We start from the raw sequence: 16,377 nt of genomic DNA, 5'->3' as shown, positions 1-16,377 counted from the left end.
GCAGGATGCTGTCTGCCGTGTTTTAGTTATCCGGAGCACCGTCATTTACCCATTTCGTGATTTGTGCAATCTCACAGTCGGGAACAGCACCACCGGCAGGAGGCATCGGAACATATCCGCTTGCAAAAGTTATTGTGCCTAACAGCTTGCCATTCAGCGCAGCGGCCGCAGCACCATTGTAATCGCTCAGCACAATGCCGCCCGATGCATTCGATGCATTGTGACAACCGGTGCAATAAGTCTGCAGTATCGGCGAAACAATGCCTGACCATGTAACATTGGTAGTATCACATGCACCTGCATTGGCATTGCATGTTAAATACAGCGCACCCTGGTTGATCCATTTCTGAATGATTGCTATCTGCACAGAGGAAAGCGGGTCGGCCGAAGGCGGCATGCGGTCGTCCACATCATTGGTAGTGATTACCTTGTAAAGTTTGCTGCCGCCCGGGTTAAAGGGTTCCACATCTGCGGTATTCATCACACTTTCGTAGGATGTAAGGTTAACATCTTCCGCATGCGTCTCGGCATCATGGCAACCGCTCATGGCACAATTAGAGATCAGGATGGGAAGTACATCCTTATCAAAATAAACGGAGTCGGGATCACAGAAATCCGAATCAACAACATTACCCGTGGTATCATTACCGGTTGTATCAATCGGGTTGGCGGGTACTACGGGTATATCATGCCTGCAGCTTGCAAGCGCCAGCAGGACGGTGAAAACCAGCAACAGGAAAATGGTGGAACTTTGATTTGTCTTTATCATATGTGTATGTCTTATCCGCCGGGCCTGCCGTTTTTTACGCGTTATCACACGTGATCCGCAAAAGCCAATTGGTAAATGACATCACGAAATACAGACCCTTAGATCATGCAGCCAAAAGAAGAATACTGAACAGCATCAACAGGATGCTGAAAGGGGCAATAATGGATATGAGTCCAATACAAATGGAAACCTGTTATCCGGACTCGTCTGTGAGCCATTTCTTAAAAGTAGCTACCCGTTCGGCGCTCACCGCTGTTTCTGCATCAACAGGTGGATGCAGCACCATCTTTACGCGTGATTTTGAAATCACATACATCTCGCGGATGGCTTTGCTGCTGACGATGAACTGCCGGTTTATGCGGAAAAAGAGTTTGGGATCCAGCAGTTTCTCCAGCTGATCCAGCGTATAATCTGCCGGATACTTCCGGTTGTCGCCGGTAATGATGGTTACAATTTTATCGTGCGTATAGAAATAAGCAATGTCATTTATTTCGAGCGCACGGATTGTTTGACCGATTTTGATCAGTAGCCGCTTCTGGTAAGCACCGCCTTCACTTTGAATTGTTTCCAGCAACCGCTGATAGTTAAAGCTGGAAGAGGAAGATTTCAGTTTATCATACTTTTTCAATGCGGCCTCCAGGTCATTCGCTTTTACCGGTTTCATCAGGTAGGCAATGGCATTCACCTCAAATGCTTTTACAGCATATGTATCATATGCAGTAGTGAAAATGATCGGGCAATTTATTTCCACCTCTTTCACAATCTCGAAACAGTTACCGTCCGCCAGGTGAATATCCATTAACACAAGGTCGGGTTGTGCATGTTCCCTGAACCATTTTACGGCTGATTTGACACTGTCCAGCACATCCAAAATTTCTGCTTCTTTCAGCAGTTCGCCCGTCATTTTCCGCAGACGGCGTGCTGCTGCAATCTCATCTTCAATAATCAGGATTTTCATCGGATGCATTTAAATGGGTTATAGCCGGCGATATCAGTCAGTGATTCTTTCCGCAGTCTGTAAAATTTGAAAGCAGGCATGCCTCTTTCAAATTATTCCGCCCGGGCAGGTAAAATTTGCCGTTTAACAGGCCAATCTCATTACTGAAATTTTACATGGATGATTGAACAATCAGTCAAAAGGCTACTTCACGCTCATCGGATTCATTTCCGCATGCAGCGTTACCAAAATTTCAGGAGATATTTTCTGGTACACTACGCGAGGTATCCTGATATTATGGTCTTCCAGCAAAACTGTAAATTTTGAATCAATAGTCAGCAAATCGCCTTGAACATTCAACTTGCCCCTGATGATACGTTCCTGTTGAACACCATGCACTTCGAGCATACCTTTCGCCCTGATTTCATAATTTCCATTGGCAGCAAAGTCAATGTTCTCCACAAATTTCCCTTTGAAACTGACTTTTGGATACAGGCTTGTCTCCAGGTAATTTTCACTAAAATGCTCCCGCTGCAATCCGCTGTTAAACCCATGAAAAGTATTTACATCCAGTGTGAACAGGAAGGTGCGGTTGGTGACATCTACGGCGCCCTTCAGGTCATGTGATGATGCCCTGATCGTTTCAAGCGGAGCATCGGAGACAAACGAAACCACGCCATTATTACAACTGAAAATCTTGTCGCCAGCGCTGAAAAATGCGGATGAAAGCAACAGGCAGAAGACTATTGCCACATTCAGAATAATTATTGCACCGTTCCGGTTTACCAACATTGATTTGCTGCGTGTTGAATTGCTTGTTGAATTTATCTATATTCCTATTGATGCCTACCTTTCCTGTACACTCACATTCAACCGAAATGTGAAATGAACAGATCACCCCTCAAAAATAACAGATCATTTATATCGCTGAATCTGCATAAAACATCCGTGCCACAAAACGCTTTTACCATTGAAAGCGTATCACAAATTCATTACATGGTCAGCCAGATTAAATTTTAACACTCACCTGAGATGAGCCACCACAGTACGATTCCTTCAACCGGGCAATTGCTGGCTTACCATTGATTTTCTACCGCTCATCTTATGTAAATGACCATTGACACTTTATTAATTGATGAACCATGCGGCGTAGTCTTGTTTTGCTCTGCAATCACATCAGTTAAAAACAAAAATCCGGCTTTCTCCGATCATGCGATTCAACCAAATACAGCAGGTAAACAGGAATGCCCCATTCACCGGTACAGGCAAATTTGTAATGCCTGCCGGGTTCTTGCTGTTAACTGCCCTGTTACTGGCACTGAACGGTTGCTACTATGATGTGGAAGAAACATTGTATCCGGCCGATCTGAATCCGTGCGACACCGCTAATGTAACCTATACCGGCACCATTCAGCCGATGCTGCAACAGAATTGTTACAGTTGTCACAGCGATGCTGCTAACCTTGGTTCCGTTTCAGTGGAAGGGTATGATAATGTGCTGGCGCTTGTCAATGACGGGCGCCTCGTTGGCACAGTGAACTATCAGTCGGGTTTTTCGCCAATGCCATCAGATGCTCCGAAACTGAGTGACTGCAATCTCTTAAAGATTGATGCGTGGATCAGTCATGGCGCATTAAATAACTAAGTACTAAACCCCGTAAACTCCATTCAACATGAAAAAATTTATCATTCTCGCAACGCTGATGATCTGGACTGCACTCGCAATCTTTGGCTGGTACTACATCAATCAGCCCGTAGGAAGCCTTGAGTCAGTAAAGCCGGATTATACGGTATCAAGCCCTGTCTTTTACGCCATGTTTAATGAAAACGAAGAGGCGGCCAACCAGCAATACCTGGGTAAGGTGATTGAAGTCTCCGGTACGGTTGAAACTATCACCGTAGAAGAAAACGGGCAGATGAGCATAACGCTCAGTGGCGACGATATGTTTGGCGTAAGCTGCAAGATGACTGCAGGCAGTGAACAAATGGCAAAACAAATCAATAAAGGTGACGGTATTGTGGTGAAGGGCAGGTGCTCCGGAAAATTGATGGATGTTGTGCTGGTCAACTGCAGTCTGCAAAAAAGCTGATGGCATCTGTTGCGCAGGGATCTTAACAATGGGATGGAAGGATTCCTGCGCAAACAGAACCTGTGAAAACAGGTAAAGCCTGTAAAGCAGTTTTCCTCCGGTTGATAATTCATCCACAATTGCCGGACTTATGCCGGTCATTATTTTTTGAAAAACTAAACCAATCCATAATCAGTCATGCGTTATTATCCTGCTATTGCCCTCTCCATCATCTTGCTCCTGGCAACGAACATTTTGGCACAAGCACAAAACAAGTACTTCGACAAAAATTGCGATGTGTCATTTATTTCCAACACGCCGCTTGAAAAAATTGAGGGACAAAACAGCTCCGCCGTATCCGTGCTTGATATCTCTACGGGTGCCCTTGATTTTGCTGTATTGAATACAGCTTTTGAATTTCACCAGGCATTGCTGCAGGAGCACTTCAATGAAAACTATATGGAATCTGAAAAGTATCCCAAGGCGACGTTCAAAGGCGTTATCAAGAATCTTTCCGCAGTCAATTTCAAGGCAGACGGAAGTTATCCCGCAGAAGTGAGCGGCACGCTTACGATGCATGGTGTTTCAAAAGAAATACAGGCCAAAGGGACCATCAAAGTGTCCGGTGGCGTTATACAGGCTCAGTCAGATTTTTCCGTTAAACCGGAAGATTACAACATTGAAATACCGAGCGTGGTAAAGGATAAAATCGCAAAAGAAATCGCCATTAAGGTATCCGCGAATTATCTGCCTTACACAAAATAATATGTGCGTTTTATGAATAAGCTGTCTGCTGCCCTGCTGATCTTTCTCGCCGGTTATGCAATACCTGCATTTTCGCAGGAAGATAACCTCGACATACTAAATAGCCTCGACGAACCCATTACGAACTATGCAACAGCCGGTTTCAAAACAACCCGTGTCATCAATGCACATTCCATTGAGAATGTTGGCGCCGGCGTTATGGATGTAAAGATTTCACACCGCTTTGGCTATCTCAATACGGGTGGCTATGAGTTGTGGGGATTGGATAATGCAACTATCAGGATAGGGCTTGATTATGGTATCACCAAGCAACTGATGGTCGGCATTGGCAGAAGCAGTTTTGAAAAGACCTATGATGCATTTTTGAAATACAAATTTCTCCGCCAAAGCAGCGGCGCGCACAACATGCCGGTGGCAGCTGCTTTTGTGTCTACTATTGCACTCAAGACACTAAAACCCGCAGACCCCGAGCGAACGAATTACTTCTCTTCCAACCTTTACTATAGCCACCAGCTCATTGTCGGACGCAAATTTTCCGAATCCTTCACCATGCAGGTGATGCCAACGCTGGTGCACCGCAACCTTGTTGCTACCACAGAGGATAACCACGATATCTTTGCCATCGGTGTAGCGGCACGGCAGAAGCTAACCAAACGTACATCCGTCAACCTGGAATATTTCTACCAGCTGAATCAGACTGACCCCACCATTCACAATTCGCTTTCCCTGGGTTTCGACCTTGAAACCGGCGGTCATGTGTTCCAGCTGCATTTTACCAATTCCACTTCAATGATTGAGAAAGGTTTTATCGCTGAAACCAGTGGCGACTGGCTCAACGGCGATGTTCACTTTGGATTCAATATCGCGCGTGTATTTACCATCGTGCATAAGGAGCCCAAAAAACCACCGGTGGAGAAAAGCTGAAGCATACAGCCGGTTCATGCAGCATTATCCTTTTGTTACTATTTTTGCCGGCGTTATTCCGGCGATGCTGCAATCCATTCCGGTTGTTGCCGCCTGCACAGTAACCCCTCAACATGTCGAATACCGTTGCTTCCTTTGTTGACCATGCGCATCAGACAGCGGCAGATAAAGAACTGCATCGCAAGCTGAATCACAATATCGGCAAATATGATGCTGCCGTACAAAAGGGAAAACACCAGTTCTCCGATCTTGACCTGGCCAGGCAACGCTGTAAAAACCTGAAGTGGAAAGCCATTGCCAACCTCGATAAATACCTGTTAGAATTTGAATCGAACATCACAAAGCGTGGCGCACGAGTGGTATGGGCTGAAAACAAAGAAGAGGCACTTGCAGAGATCGGATCGGTGATGAAACGCGTGAAGGCAAAATCGGTGGTGAAGTCCAAATCAATGACTACCGAGGAAGTGCACCTGAATGAATTTTTGGAGAAGATGAATGTGGAAGTGGTGGAAACCGACCTCGGTGAATACATTCAGCAACTGGATGGGGAACCTCCCTTTCATATTGTAACGCCGGCCATGCACAAATCGAAAGAGGATGTGGCCAAAGTGTTCAACCAGCATCTCGGAACGCCTGTCAATTCCACACCCGAAGAACTGACGATGGTGGCACGCAAGACACTCCGCCAGAAGTATGTTACAGCCGATGTCGGCATCACCGGTGCCAATTTTATTTTGCCGGATCTTGGTGCCGTAGCGGTTACGGAAAATGAAGGCAATGCCCGCCTCACCACGACCTTTCCGAAAGTGCATATTGTATTGGTGGGTATTGAAAAAGTGATTCCGTCCTATAATGACCTTCACCTGTTTCTTCCCCTGTTGTCCACCTTTGGAACCGGCCAGCAACTTACCGTTTACAATACCATCATCACCGGCCCGCGGCAGGAGAATGAAGTGGATGGCCCGGAAGAGATGATTGTCATACTGATGGATAACGGGCGCAGCACCTTGCTGGCAGAAGCCGAACAGCGTGAAGCACTGTATTGCATCCGTTGCGGTGCCTGCCTGAATGCCTGTCCCGTGTATAAAAACATTGGCGGGTTTGCCTATGAAACCACCTACAGCGGGCCGATTGGTTCGGTGATTACGCCACACTTTAAAGGCATGGAGCAGTTCAAACACCTCAGTTATGCTTCCTCGCTTTGCGGCAACTGCACGGAAGTGTGCCCGATGAAAATCAACCTGCATAACCTGCTCGTCTTTAACCGCCGTGATGCGGTGAAAAAGGGTGACTTTAACAGGTCAGAAAAATTCGGCTGGTTTGTATGGAAGCGCGCCATGATGAGCCGCAAACTCATGAATACCGGTGGCGAGCGCATGAAAAATTTCATGCTCAGATTCCTCTTTACAAAATCATGGGGCACACATCGCGAAATGATGCAGGTGGCGCCAAAGTCGTTTAATCAACTGTGGAAGGAGAAGTATCACACAAAATAATCAGGCTAATGCTGAATGCCTGAATGCCGGGCAACATGATGCACCGCCGCAGCAGTCCGGATATTTTTGTAGCTGTCAATTCTGCTAATCTTCCATTTGTCAAAGCATATTCCGTGTCTGGTTGTTTTTATCAGTTGGGGCAAGATTCCGTCTTTACGCACTATAAAATTTCCACGGGTTTCATATCTTGCATAATATTATCTATTCTATAAATCTATATCCATGACTTCCGAAACAGATTTTCCCAATCAATTTTCCATTACTGCTGATTTTATTCAGCACACGGGCCAGCACATTTTTCTTACCGGTAAAGCAGGCACCGGCAAGACCACCTTCCTGAAGCATATCAAAGAAAAATGCGGAAAGAGAATGGCGGTGATCGCGCCAACCGGCGTGGCGGCGATCAATGCAGGCGGTGTTACGATGCATTCTTTTTTCCAGTTGCCCATGGGTTGCTTCCTCCCTGGATTATTCCGCGGATCATTTCAATCGCAACAACAGGTTACCGATAAGCATCACCTGCTCCGCAACCTTCGTTACACGGCTGAAAAAACTGAACTCCTTCGCCATCTTGAGCTGCTGGTGATTGATGAAGTCAGCATGTTGCGCTGCGACTGGCTGGATGCTATGGACATACTGCTTCGCCATGTGCGCAAAAATCAATATGAAGCCTTTGGCGGCGTGCAGGTGCTCTTCATCGGCGACCTCTATCAGCTGCCACCGGTTGCCACTGAGCAGGACTGGCTCTTGCTGAGAGATTATTATGAGACGCCATTCTTCTTTTCGGCGCAGGTAATCAAACAGGCCGGCCCGTTATGCATTGAGCTGGATAAAGTGTACCGTCAAAGTGATGAAGCCTTCATCCACCTGCTCAACAGGGTGCGCAACAATGAAGTGTCGGATGAGGACCTGCAGCAGTTGCATCAACGGTATCAGCCTGGCTTTAACCCTGATCCAAAAGATCATTTCATCACCCTTACCACGCATAACTACAAAGCGGATGAGATCAACAGCAGCGGGTTACGAAAGCTTCCGGGAAAAGAATTTACCGTGAAAGCAACACTGACCGGCGAATTTCCCGAGCGGGTTTTCCCTGTTGAACAGTCGCTGGTGCTCAAGAAGGGCGCACAGATCATGTTCATCAAAAATGATGTGAAGGAGAAAAAATACTTCAATGGAAAAATCGGAGTGCTGGAAGGAATAGAAAGGGATGGTGAAACGGAATGCATCAGCGTACACTTCCCTGAATCCGGGGAAACGATTAAGGTGCAGCAAGAAACATGGCGCAATATCCGGTACATTTTTAAAGAGCAGGAAAACAAGCTGGAAGAACAGGAGCTTGGCTCATTCACACAGTATCCGGTGCGCCTTGCCTGGGCAGTCACGATACATAAAAGCCAGGGACTAACCTTTCAGCGTGCCGTTATTGATGCTGGCGCCGCCTTCGCCGCCGGCCAGGTATATGTTGCTCTCAGCCGCTGCGTGTCGCTGGAAGGACTGGTGCTTCGTTCCCCCATCCGCCGTGAAGTAATAAAGACGGATGAAGCCATTGTTGCCTACATGATGCAACAGCCGGATATTCAACAATTGAAAAATTCATTGACTGCAGAAAAAGAAATTTACGCGGTAAAAACCTTGCTCGAGCTGTTCAACCTGCAGCCGCTGTCAGAGAAGATAACCGACTTCATCCAATACATGGGTTTGCGTAAGCTGGAAGATAAAGAAAAGATCATCGCCGGTTTACATGCGGTTCATGATGCTATATTAACCATGCACGATGTAGCGCAACGATTTCAGGCGCAGGTAAAAGGGATTGCGGCGGAAAGCCTCTCCGGCAATATTGCAGAACAGCTGCAGGAAAGAGTGGCGAAAGGCAAGGCTTATTTCGGAACGGCGATGGACGAAAAAGTAATAGCGCCGCTCGATAACCTGCTTATCTCACTTCAACAGATGAAAAAAGTGAGAAAGGTGCTGCTGCAGATGGATGAACTGATCGGCTTCTGCAGCAATTTTGCACTCCGATACCGCTACAAAGAGAGCCGAAGGGCGATGCCTGCTTTCCAACGCAATGTTACCGGTACCGAAATTGAAAGCTCCGGCGATGAACAGGAAGGCGATTTGATGCGGCAACTGAAAACCTGCCGTACAGCACTGGCTCAAACTGCGAATCTTCCTCCTTTCCGTATATGCAATGATGCCACGCTCAAAGAGATGGTGAAATACCTGCCACAAACAATTACCGAAATGGCAATGATCAGGGGCATGGGAGATTTTACATTGCATAACTATGGTGAAACCTTTCTGCAAATCGTAAAAATTTTCGCTGAAACCAATCAGCTGAAAAGCAGTATTCATCTGAAGGCGGAAGAGATGAAAAAAACAAGAAAAGTGAGAGCGGGCAGCCTGCATAAGACAGGTGACCTTCCTGCAAAAACAGCAGCAAACAGCACACAGCTGCAAAGCTTTCAACTCTTCCAATCCGGAAAAAGTATTGCTGAAATTGCAAGCCTGCGCGGCCTTGCCGCCAGCACCATTGAAGCGCACCTGGCCTATTTTGTGGAGGCCGGAGAACTGGAAGTTTCGCAGCTGATATCGCCAGAAAAAATGGAACGCATCCGGGAAGCATTGCAAAATGCACCGGAGCCCGGCCTGTCAACCGTCAGGCAATTGTTGGGTGGTGAAGTGAGCTATGCAGCAATACGTTTTGTGATAGCCGATATGAACAGGGCAGCAGCCGTTGCTGCCGGTAAAGAAAGCCTTGACGGCAGTTGATGCAGGTTTGTATAAATCTTACGATCTTACAGGCATCATGGTGCCGCGATCCGGTAATAAATTCTCAACACAAAAAATTATTTACATGAACAAGCATTTTCCTTCCATTTTATTTTTCAGCATGATCGTTTTCATGCACTCTTCCTGTAATCAGCAGCCCAAAACAGCAGCCGGTGGCGGATGCAACCTCGACACTTTTCTGAATGCATACATTGATACCACCGTGCGGCCCCAGGACGATTTCTTTCTTTTCTCTATGGGGAAATGGGTGAAAAACAATCCTGTGCCTGCATCTGAAAAATCGTGGGGCATCTGGAGTAAAGTGAATGAAGAAAATTACGGGCGCATGAAAAGCATTAATGAAGAAGCGGCGGCGATGAAGGCGGCTGACGGCACCAACTGGCAAAAGATCGGCGACTTCTGGCGCACGGGAATGGATACCGCTGCCATCGAACAACAGGGGCTGCAGCCATTGTCGGCACAACTTGCCGCCATCAGCGCGCTCACAGACATGAATGCCGTATTGGATGAAATCGGCCAGCTGCAATCCATCGGCGTTGCCGCACTGTTTGACGGATATATTTACCAGGATGAAATGAACAGCGAAAAAATGTTCCTTCACCTGTCGCAGGGAGGACTAGGATTGCCCGACCGCGATTATTACTTCGATAACGACAGCCGCACGAAAAACATAAGGACTGAGTATCTGAAACACATTACAAAAATGTTGGTACTGCTGGGCGAAGACTCAACAACTGCCAAAGCAAATGCAGCTACCATCATGCGCATGGAAACGTCACTGGCAGAGCAATCGCGCAAGCTGGCCGCACTTCGTGATCCTTATGAAAATTACAATAAGATGGCCCTGACAGGCCTCAACAAAATGACACCTTCCATTAATTGGAACAGCCTGTTGGCGAAAAGCGGCATTGCATCCATTGATTCCGTTATTGTCGGACAGCCTGAATTTTTCAAACGTGCCGAAGAACTCGTGAAAAAAGAAAGTATAGATAACTGGAAAACCTACTTGCGCTGGAACCTGATTAATACGTATGCCGACAAGCTGAGCAAACCGTTTGATCAGCAGAATTTCAGTTTCTATGGTACGGTACTGAATGGAACAAAAGAGCAGCGTCCGCGATGGAAACGCGTATTGGATGAAGAAGAAAACCTGATGGGCTTCATGCTTGGTCAGTTGTATGTTGAGCGATATTATTCCCCCAAAGTGAAAGCCCGCTATGATAAGATGGTGGATAATGTGATCGATGCCTACCGTGAACGTATCGGCAAGCTCGACTGGATGAGCGAAACCACCAAGCAAAAGGCACTGCAGAAGTTAGGAACGGTCATGAAAAAGGTCGGTTATCCTGATAAGTGGAGAGATTATTCCACGCTCACTATTGACAAGAGTTCCTTCGCCGAAAATGTGATGCGCGCAACGAAGTGGTTCAATGACTATGAAATTTCCAAGCTCGGTAAACCTGTTGACCGTACCGAATGGGACATGACGCCACAAACATGGAATGCCTACTACAATCCATCCAATAATGAAATTGTGTTGCCGGCTGCTGCCTTTATTGTTCCCGGCATGGCAGACTCCTGTGTAGATGATGCCATCATGTATGGCTATGCGGCAGGTTCCACCATCGGGCACGAAATCACTCATGGTTTTGATGATGAAGGCAGTCAGTTTGATGACAAAGGAAACCTGGTGGAATGGTGGACAAAAGAAGACCGATCAAAGTTTTTAGAACGAACCGGAATGATCGTGAAGCAATTCAATGATTACGTAGTGCTGGACAGCCTGCACATCAACGGTGATGCCACGCAAGGTGAAAACATCGCTGACCTGGGCGGTATGTTGCTGGGGCTCGATGCATTTAAGAAAACAGAACAATATCAGAAAGGTGAAAAAATCGGCGGCTTCACGCCGCTGCAGCGTTACTTTATCGGCTTCGCGCTTTCCTGGTACGGGCAGGTGCGCGATGAAGCCATGGCGGTGCGTGTGAAAACAGATGTGCATGCACCCAACTTTCTGCGTGTTAACGGTCCTCCGGTAAACATTGATGAATTCTATACGGCCTTTAACATTCAACCGGGCGATAAAATGTACCGTCCTGACAGCCTGAGGGTCCGGATCTGGTAATTGTATGGCATCTTTTCAGAAGCTGTCTCAAAATACCCGGAGTCATCCTGTCCCGATTAATCGAGATCAGTATCTCTTCCATTCATTGACAGATGCCCGAATAAATTCGACATGAATGCATTGATTACCTGTTTTTAGATAGCTGCTGGTGTCAATGAAAAAATGTAAGCGAAGCTTCATATGATGAGCATGCATAGTAAAAGGAATTTCCCTAAATAGTGCAGCAGGTAGTCTTATAAAAACTATCAGCGGTAAAAAACAAAAAGCCACAACACTTACAATGGTGTTGCGGCTTTTTGCTGCAACAGCGGATTGTATCCCACTGCTGCGAACTGTTACGTTAGCATGTAAAGGCAAGTGACAGAAAGTGCTGAATTGAATGTATTAGCCACCATAATCCAATTCATCGCTGCCGGAACAACAATTGGAGAAATGTGTTCCGGCAAATTTTCACCATGAAGGCACTTCCCGCCACTTGCCATATACCCCCAAACAATTAATGATTCAAAGAACCGGCATAAAAGTAAGCCCGGTGATAAAGTGTTTGAACTAATTTCAAAATTATTTTTGATTATTTCGATTTTATCAAATTTTATTCGTCTAATTTTGAAATTATCTAAAAACACATGTTGCGATGGCGACTAAATTGAATTTTGACAAATTGGACCTGCAGATTATATCGGAGATGATGCGCAATGCATCTGTCTCCTACAAAGAGCTTGGCAAGAAGTTATATGTATCAGGCGGCACCATTCATGTGCGCATGAAAAAGCTGCAGCGGCAGGGCGTGATTACCGGTTCGCGCTATCATATCAACCTTAAAAAAGTAGGGTACGATGTTATTGCCTTCATTGGTGTATACCTGGAGAAAAGTTCGATGTATGATTCCGTTGCCAAAGAGTTGAATAAGCTGCCTGAAATAGTGCGGCTGAACTATACTACCGGCAACTACAGCATGTTTGCTGAAATTGTCTGCCGTGATATGGATCACCTGAAATATGTATTGCATGATCAGCTGCAAAAAATAAAAGGAATAGAACGGACGGAAACACTGATATCGCTGGAAGAGAGCTTCAACCGCAGCGCTGAAATTTTGAAGGGCCGGTGAAGGGTATGGTGTGCTCTGGCATCCTATTGGTAATGAAAAAGGTATTATCGTAGTACATAGTAAGAGGGAATAAAAAGCGACCGATGAAAAAATTTTGAACATAAATCTTACCTGAGTGCCATACCATCGGGCAGCACATTATATTTTCCGCATTATACATGTTAAGTCAATACCTTACATTTCAAGCGATGCGATAAAGTTCTAAACCAGGCAGATTACCTTGCAGAGGAGTTGAACTCAACAAATTTTTTCCAATTGATATTTCCATCATTGTCGCAATAATCGTTAGCAAATTCCTTTGTGAACTTGTTTATCATCTGTGAATACGAGCGCATAAATTCATCGTTCCTTTCTTTGGCTTTGTGTCCAAGTGGTTCAATGATTTCTGTGTAAAGTGCGTTGTTGCCGGAAATAAACTCCCAAAACCTTTGTCCGCAATATTTGAAATATTCTCCCTTGTCAGGGTTATTGTCTTTACCGTAACAACAACCGTTCACTGCCGTAATGTTAAGCTTTGAGTTACTGGTTCGCAACGTTTTTTTCGCTGTCTTGAACTCAGAAATCATTCTGGCAACCTGCGAACTGTTGCCCCAATTTGGACCAGATTTAATTGTAATGATAACGAACTCCTTTGATGTCAACCTCTAAATCAATACCTGTGATGCCTGATTTTCTCCCGCCATAAACCTTTCCACTAATTGCGCTTAAGAACTTGCGAAAGTTCCTGTCGGTTTGAGAACCCGAAGTAACTGCTCAGAAATTGGAAGAAACCATTCAACGTACTTGTCGTGATGGATGCCTCCGTATGTACTCTTACGCTGGTCTGCATATGAAGGAGAAGTAACAATTAAATCAATTGAATTGTCCGGAAGCTTTTTGAGCTGCTCCTTGCTGTCGCCAGGAAATATGTCGGTTCTTATTTCCATTTTTTGTCTGTCAAATTACTATCAAATGAAGGATTTAATATGTTCGCTTCGGTGTGACTTAAGATTGACATTATTTACAAAAAGGCATCAGTTAAATATGGAGATGTTATGATTTGCTGCGTAGTCAACCACACAACACATAACAGGTAATGCATTGCATCAGGAGTGATTTTTCAGAAAGCTCGTTTCACATCATAACAAATGCAGCACCTTACACATCCGTGCCACCAAAGCCGTTCTGCCTTGTTCCGGCAATAGCCTGTCAGTAGCCCGCAGCTTCTTCTGTTGCCGGTACATAGTAAAATACAGTTGCACCCGAATGCAGGGATTTTATTTTCAGGAGTCTGAAAACAGTCCGGTTTATTATTTGGTCAAATAGTGGCAGCCCTTTCCCTTCTATAACAGGATGAATACAAATTTGAAATTCATCAATGAGCTGACGGTTTAAGAGCTGAATAATCAAACTCCGGCTGCCAATCAAAATGTCTTTCCCCGGTTGTTGTTTGAGTTCCTGCACTTTTTCTTCGAGCGGCCTGTTTGCCAGGCTTGCACTTTGCCATGCTGTATGCTTTAAAGTGTTGGAGAAAACGACTTTCTGAATTTTATCTATTGCAATTGCAAAGTCATCCATTGATTTTTCGCCGGAAGGATTGTTAAGTAATGTTTGCCAATACTGCATGAGCTGATAGGTTATACGGCCATATAAAATTACGCCTGCATTATCTATAAGTTCAGCATAATGTTGATGCAGTTCCTCATCTGCAATGCCGGCCGTATGGTTGCAAAACCCGTCAAGCGTCATATTGATGGCAGCAATTACTCTTCTCATATTTTAATTTTTAATCGTTTGCCTGTTTTATGCAGGTCGTTAGCTGCAATAACCGAAAGTGGATTTTCTTCCCGTCATATCGTACTACCCTACCCGGATCAATGTTCTTCCTGCTGCATCAGCTTCCACAACACGCCTTCTTTCAGTGCATAAGCAGACTGTGTGATTTGCTCCACCCGGAATTGCTGCACCACCACATCGGTGAGTATCGCTGCCACCACCATCATCGCGGCCCGGAATGCTTTCATGCCTTTCATCTGCAGCCGCTCCTGCAGGTTGCTCTTCAACAATCGCTGATACAATTGCTGAAATTGTTCCCGTGAAAAATCGAAGGCAGTGGCCGGCAACTGATCTTCCGTGTACGCAGCATCCGGCGCTATCATGGAAGCGAACGTATCAAATGAACCGGAGGCGCCAATCAGCCGTGAAATATAATAATGCTGTTGTTGCAGGAAAAGTGGTTGCAAAGCATCCTGCAGAAAGATTCTCATCCGCATCACTTCCTCCGCCGTTGCCGGATCATGCTGCTGAAACTGCTGCAACAATACAGATGCGCCTAACGGGAAGCTTTGCTTCCAGAACACCTGATCATCATTCGCTATTATAAACTCTGTGCTGCCGCCGCCGATATCCATCATCAGCACGGGCGCCGGTAAAAGCTGCACGGCCTGCTTTACGCCAAGGTAGATGAGCGTTGCTTCTTCATCGCCGGAAATTTTGCGCACTTCCATCGGGCAGACCACGCGCGCCTGCTCCATGAAATCATGGCCATTGGAAGCAGTCCTGATGGCAGCAGTGCCAAAGGCGATGATCTGTTCAGGGTGATATTCATCCATCACCGTTCTATATCGCCTGATCTGCTGCAAGCCGCGTTCAAATGGTTTTTCACCAATACGTTCCAAACCCTGCTCTCCCAGCTGCACGAATTCTTCCGCCTTGTACAACACTTTAAACTTGGCTTCCTCCAAAACATCAGCAATCAGCAGATGAAAGGTGTTGGTTCCGAGGTCAAGGATGGCGATACGTTTTTTCATGCTCGTGCTGCAGGCAAAAGTAACAGAATGAAAAGGCGAATGCGGCTGCCGCTTAATAAATATTCGATGCAGGTTTACAAAGTGATGAAACTGTTTCTATTTTTGAAGCACACAACCCATTCATCATATGACTGAGCTCACCCGCCGTAACTTCATCAGGCAAGCTTCCATGCTTGGCGCAGGCGCCTGCTGCATAGGCGCCCTTTCTGCCATTGAAGGCTGCACCACTTCGCTCGAAGCGATAGGCACGGAAAAATCAATTGTGGAAACGCCCGGGCAGATCAGCATTCTTAAGTCTGCGGTAGCAGGTCAGTCTTACATGAAGCTGAGCTCCAGCAAATTCAAGGATCCTATTTTTCTGAACGTGAACGCCGATGGCAGTTATACGGCAGTGTTGATGAATTGCACCCACAAAGGATGCGGACTCAGCGCATCGCAGGGGAAGTTTGTTTGTCCATGTCATGGTTCCGAGTTTGATCTCACCGGGCATGTGCTCAAGGGACCCGCCAAAACCGATCTGCAAAATTTCCAGGTTACCACCGATGACTTGCACATTATGGTGAAGTATCAGTAAGCAGTCACCGGTCACTTACAGATTGTAA

17 protein-coding genes are annotated in these 16,377 nt (G+C 46.0%); 9 read left to right on the top strand and 8 right to left on the bottom strand.

Annotation, left to right across the window (positions count from 1 at the left end; genetic code table 11):
* Nucleotides 1-22: 22 nt before the first annotated feature.
* From K1X61_09565 to K1X61_09555, 3 genes are all read right to left on the bottom strand, one after another.
* Nucleotides 23-769 (bottom strand): hypothetical protein, encoded by a 747-nt coding sequence (locus tag K1X61_09565; GenBank protein ID MBX7108882.1) that lies wholly within the window; start codon nucleotides 767-769, stop codon nucleotides 23-25.
* Nucleotides 770-962: 193 nt separating this feature from the next.
* Complete coding sequence (locus K1X61_09560) at nucleotides 963-1,727, bottom strand: LytTR family DNA-binding domain-containing protein (protein MBX7108881.1); 765 nt, start codon at nucleotides 1,725-1,727, stop codon at nucleotides 963-965.
* A gap of 183 nt (nucleotides 1,728-1,910) precedes the next feature.
* Nucleotides 1,911-2,459 carry a YceI family protein gene (locus K1X61_09555; GenBank protein ID MBX7108880.1) on the bottom strand — a complete coding sequence of 183 codons (549 nt, stop codon included), beginning with the start codon at nucleotides 2,457-2,459 and terminating at the stop codon, nucleotides 1,911-1,913.
* A 457-nt stretch (nucleotides 2,460-2,916) separates the two neighbouring features.
* Between K1X61_09555 and K1X61_09550 the strand changes: the two genes are divergently transcribed.
* The 8 genes from K1X61_09550 to K1X61_09515 all read left to right on the top strand — a co-directional run bounded on the left by K1X61_09550 (nucleotide 2,917) and on the right by K1X61_09515 (nucleotide 12,986).
* Complete coding sequence (locus K1X61_09550) at nucleotides 2,917-3,351, top strand: hypothetical protein (protein MBX7108879.1); 435 nt, start codon at nucleotides 2,917-2,919, stop codon at nucleotides 3,349-3,351.
* A gap of 28 nt (nucleotides 3,352-3,379) precedes the next feature.
* On the top strand, nucleotides 3,380-3,796 hold the full coding sequence (locus K1X61_09545) for an OB-fold putative lipoprotein (protein ID MBX7108878.1): 417 nt from the start codon (nucleotides 3,380-3,382) through the stop codon (nucleotides 3,794-3,796).
* A gap of 177 nt (nucleotides 3,797-3,973) precedes the next feature.
* The gene (locus tag K1X61_09540; protein ID MBX7108877.1) at nucleotides 3,974-4,540 is read left to right on the top strand and encodes a YceI family protein; all 567 of its coding nucleotides are present in this window, start codon (nucleotides 3,974-3,976) and stop codon (nucleotides 4,538-4,540) included.
* A 12-nt stretch (nucleotides 4,541-4,552) separates the two neighbouring features.
* Nucleotides 4,553-5,464, top strand: a complete 912-nt coding sequence (locus K1X61_09535) for a hypothetical protein (protein MBX7108876.1) — start codon at nucleotides 4,553-4,555, stop codon at nucleotides 5,462-5,464.
* A 113-nt stretch (nucleotides 5,465-5,577) separates the two neighbouring features.
* Entirely contained in the window at nucleotides 5,578-6,960 is a 1,383-nt protein-coding gene (locus K1X61_09530) for an iron-sulfur cluster-binding protein (GenBank protein MBX7108875.1), read from the top strand.
* Nucleotides 6,961-7,182: 222 nt separating this feature from the next.
* Nucleotides 7,183-9,732 carry a helix-turn-helix domain-containing protein gene (locus tag K1X61_09525; GenBank protein MBX7108874.1) on the top strand — a complete coding sequence of 850 codons (2,550 nt, stop codon included), beginning with the start codon at nucleotides 7,183-7,185 and terminating at the stop codon, nucleotides 9,730-9,732.
* A gap of 85 nt (nucleotides 9,733-9,817) precedes the next feature.
* Nucleotides 9,818-11,878 (top strand): M13 family metallopeptidase, encoded by a 2,061-nt coding sequence (locus K1X61_09520; protein MBX7108873.1) that lies wholly within the window; start codon nucleotides 9,818-9,820, stop codon nucleotides 11,876-11,878.
* A gap of 634 nt (nucleotides 11,879-12,512) precedes the next feature.
* Complete coding sequence (locus tag K1X61_09515; GenBank protein MBX7108872.1) at nucleotides 12,513-12,986, top strand: Lrp/AsnC ligand binding domain-containing protein; 474 nt, start codon at nucleotides 12,513-12,515, stop codon at nucleotides 12,984-12,986.
* Nucleotides 12,987-13,201: 215 nt separating this feature from the next.
* On the opposite strand, the gene K1X61_09510 is transcribed toward K1X61_09515, so the two are convergent.
* The 5 genes from K1X61_09510 to K1X61_09490 form a co-directional block, all read right to left on the bottom strand.
* The gene (locus K1X61_09510; protein MBX7108871.1) at nucleotides 13,202-13,627 is read right to left on the bottom strand and encodes a hypothetical protein; all 426 of its coding nucleotides are present in this window, start codon (nucleotides 13,625-13,627) and stop codon (nucleotides 13,202-13,204) included.
* Complete coding sequence (locus K1X61_09505) at nucleotides 13,593-13,685, bottom strand: hypothetical protein (protein MBX7108870.1); 93 nt, start codon at nucleotides 13,683-13,685, stop codon at nucleotides 13,593-13,595. The genes K1X61_09510 and K1X61_09505 overlap by 35 nt, the downstream gene beginning before the upstream one ends.
* 5 nt (nucleotides 13,686-13,690) lie before the next feature.
* Entirely contained in the window at nucleotides 13,691-13,912 is a 222-nt protein-coding gene (locus tag K1X61_09500; GenBank protein ID MBX7108869.1) for a hypothetical protein, read from the bottom strand.
* 262 nt (nucleotides 13,913-14,174) lie between these two features.
* Complete coding sequence (locus tag K1X61_09495; protein ID MBX7108868.1) at nucleotides 14,175-14,741, bottom strand: dihydrofolate reductase family protein; 567 nt, start codon at nucleotides 14,739-14,741, stop codon at nucleotides 14,175-14,177.
* Nucleotides 14,742-14,839: 98 nt separating this feature from the next.
* On the bottom strand, nucleotides 14,840-15,775 hold the full coding sequence (locus K1X61_09490) for a hypothetical protein (GenBank protein ID MBX7108867.1): 936 nt from the start codon (nucleotides 15,773-15,775) through the stop codon (nucleotides 14,840-14,842).
* Between the two features lie 127 nt (nucleotides 15,776-15,902).
* On the opposite strand from K1X61_09490, the gene K1X61_09485 reads away from it, so the two are divergent.
* Nucleotides 15,903-16,349 carry a Rieske (2Fe-2S) protein gene (locus K1X61_09485; GenBank protein MBX7108866.1) on the top strand — a complete coding sequence of 149 codons (447 nt, stop codon included), beginning with the start codon at nucleotides 15,903-15,905 and terminating at the stop codon, nucleotides 16,347-16,349.
* The last annotated feature ends 28 nt before the right edge of the window (nucleotides 16,350-16,377 follow it).

It is taken from the genome of Chitinophagales bacterium, from assembly GCA_019694975.1.
GTDB lineage: Bacteria > Bacteroidota > Bacteroidia > Chitinophagales > UBA10324 > JACCZZ01.
This window is presented reverse-complemented; position numbering and strand designations above follow the sequence as displayed.

Bases quoted from the DNA above. Each gene is read 5' to 3' on its own strand.
- K1X61_09565 (MBX7108882.1), bottom strand. From the start codon at position 769: ATGATAAAGACAAATCAAAGTTCCACCATTTTCCTGTTGCTGGTTTTC.
- K1X61_09560 (MBX7108881.1), bottom strand. From the start codon at position 1,727: ATGAAAATCCTGATTATTGAAGATGAGATTGCAGCAGCACGCCGTCTG.
- K1X61_09550 (MBX7108879.1), top strand. From the start codon at position 2,917: ATGCGATTCAACCAAATACAGCAGGTAAACAGGAATGCCCCATTCACC.
- K1X61_09545 (MBX7108878.1), top strand. From the start codon at position 3,380: ATGAAAAAATTTATCATTCTCGCAACGCTGATGATCTGGACTGCACTC.
- K1X61_09540 (MBX7108877.1), top strand. From the start codon at position 3,974: ATGCGTTATTATCCTGCTATTGCCCTCTCCATCATCTTGCTCCTGGCA.
- K1X61_09535 (MBX7108876.1), top strand. From the start codon at position 4,553: ATGAATAAGCTGTCTGCTGCCCTGCTGATCTTTCTCGCCGGTTATGCA.
- K1X61_09530 (MBX7108875.1), top strand. From the start codon at position 5,578: ATGTCGAATACCGTTGCTTCCTTTGTTGACCATGCGCATCAGACAGCG.
- K1X61_09525 (MBX7108874.1), top strand. From the start codon at position 7,183: ATGACTTCCGAAACAGATTTTCCCAATCAATTTTCCATTACTGCTGAT.
- K1X61_09520 (MBX7108873.1), top strand. From the start codon at position 9,818: ATGAACAAGCATTTTCCTTCCATTTTATTTTTCAGCATGATCGTTTTC.
- K1X61_09515 (MBX7108872.1), top strand. From the start codon at position 12,513: ATGGCGACTAAATTGAATTTTGACAAATTGGACCTGCAGATTATATCG.
- K1X61_09500 (MBX7108869.1), bottom strand. From the start codon at position 13,912: ATGGAAATAAGAACCGACATATTTCCTGGCGACAGCAAGGAGCAGCTC.
- K1X61_09495 (MBX7108868.1), bottom strand. From the start codon at position 14,741: ATGAGAAGAGTAATTGCTGCCATCAATATGACGCTTGACGGGTTTTGC.
- K1X61_09490 (MBX7108867.1), bottom strand. From the start codon at position 15,775: ATGAAAAAACGTATCGCCATCCTTGACCTCGGAACCAACACCTTTCAT.
- K1X61_09485 (MBX7108866.1), top strand. From the start codon at position 15,903: ATGACTGAGCTCACCCGCCGTAACTTCATCAGGCAAGCTTCCATGCTT.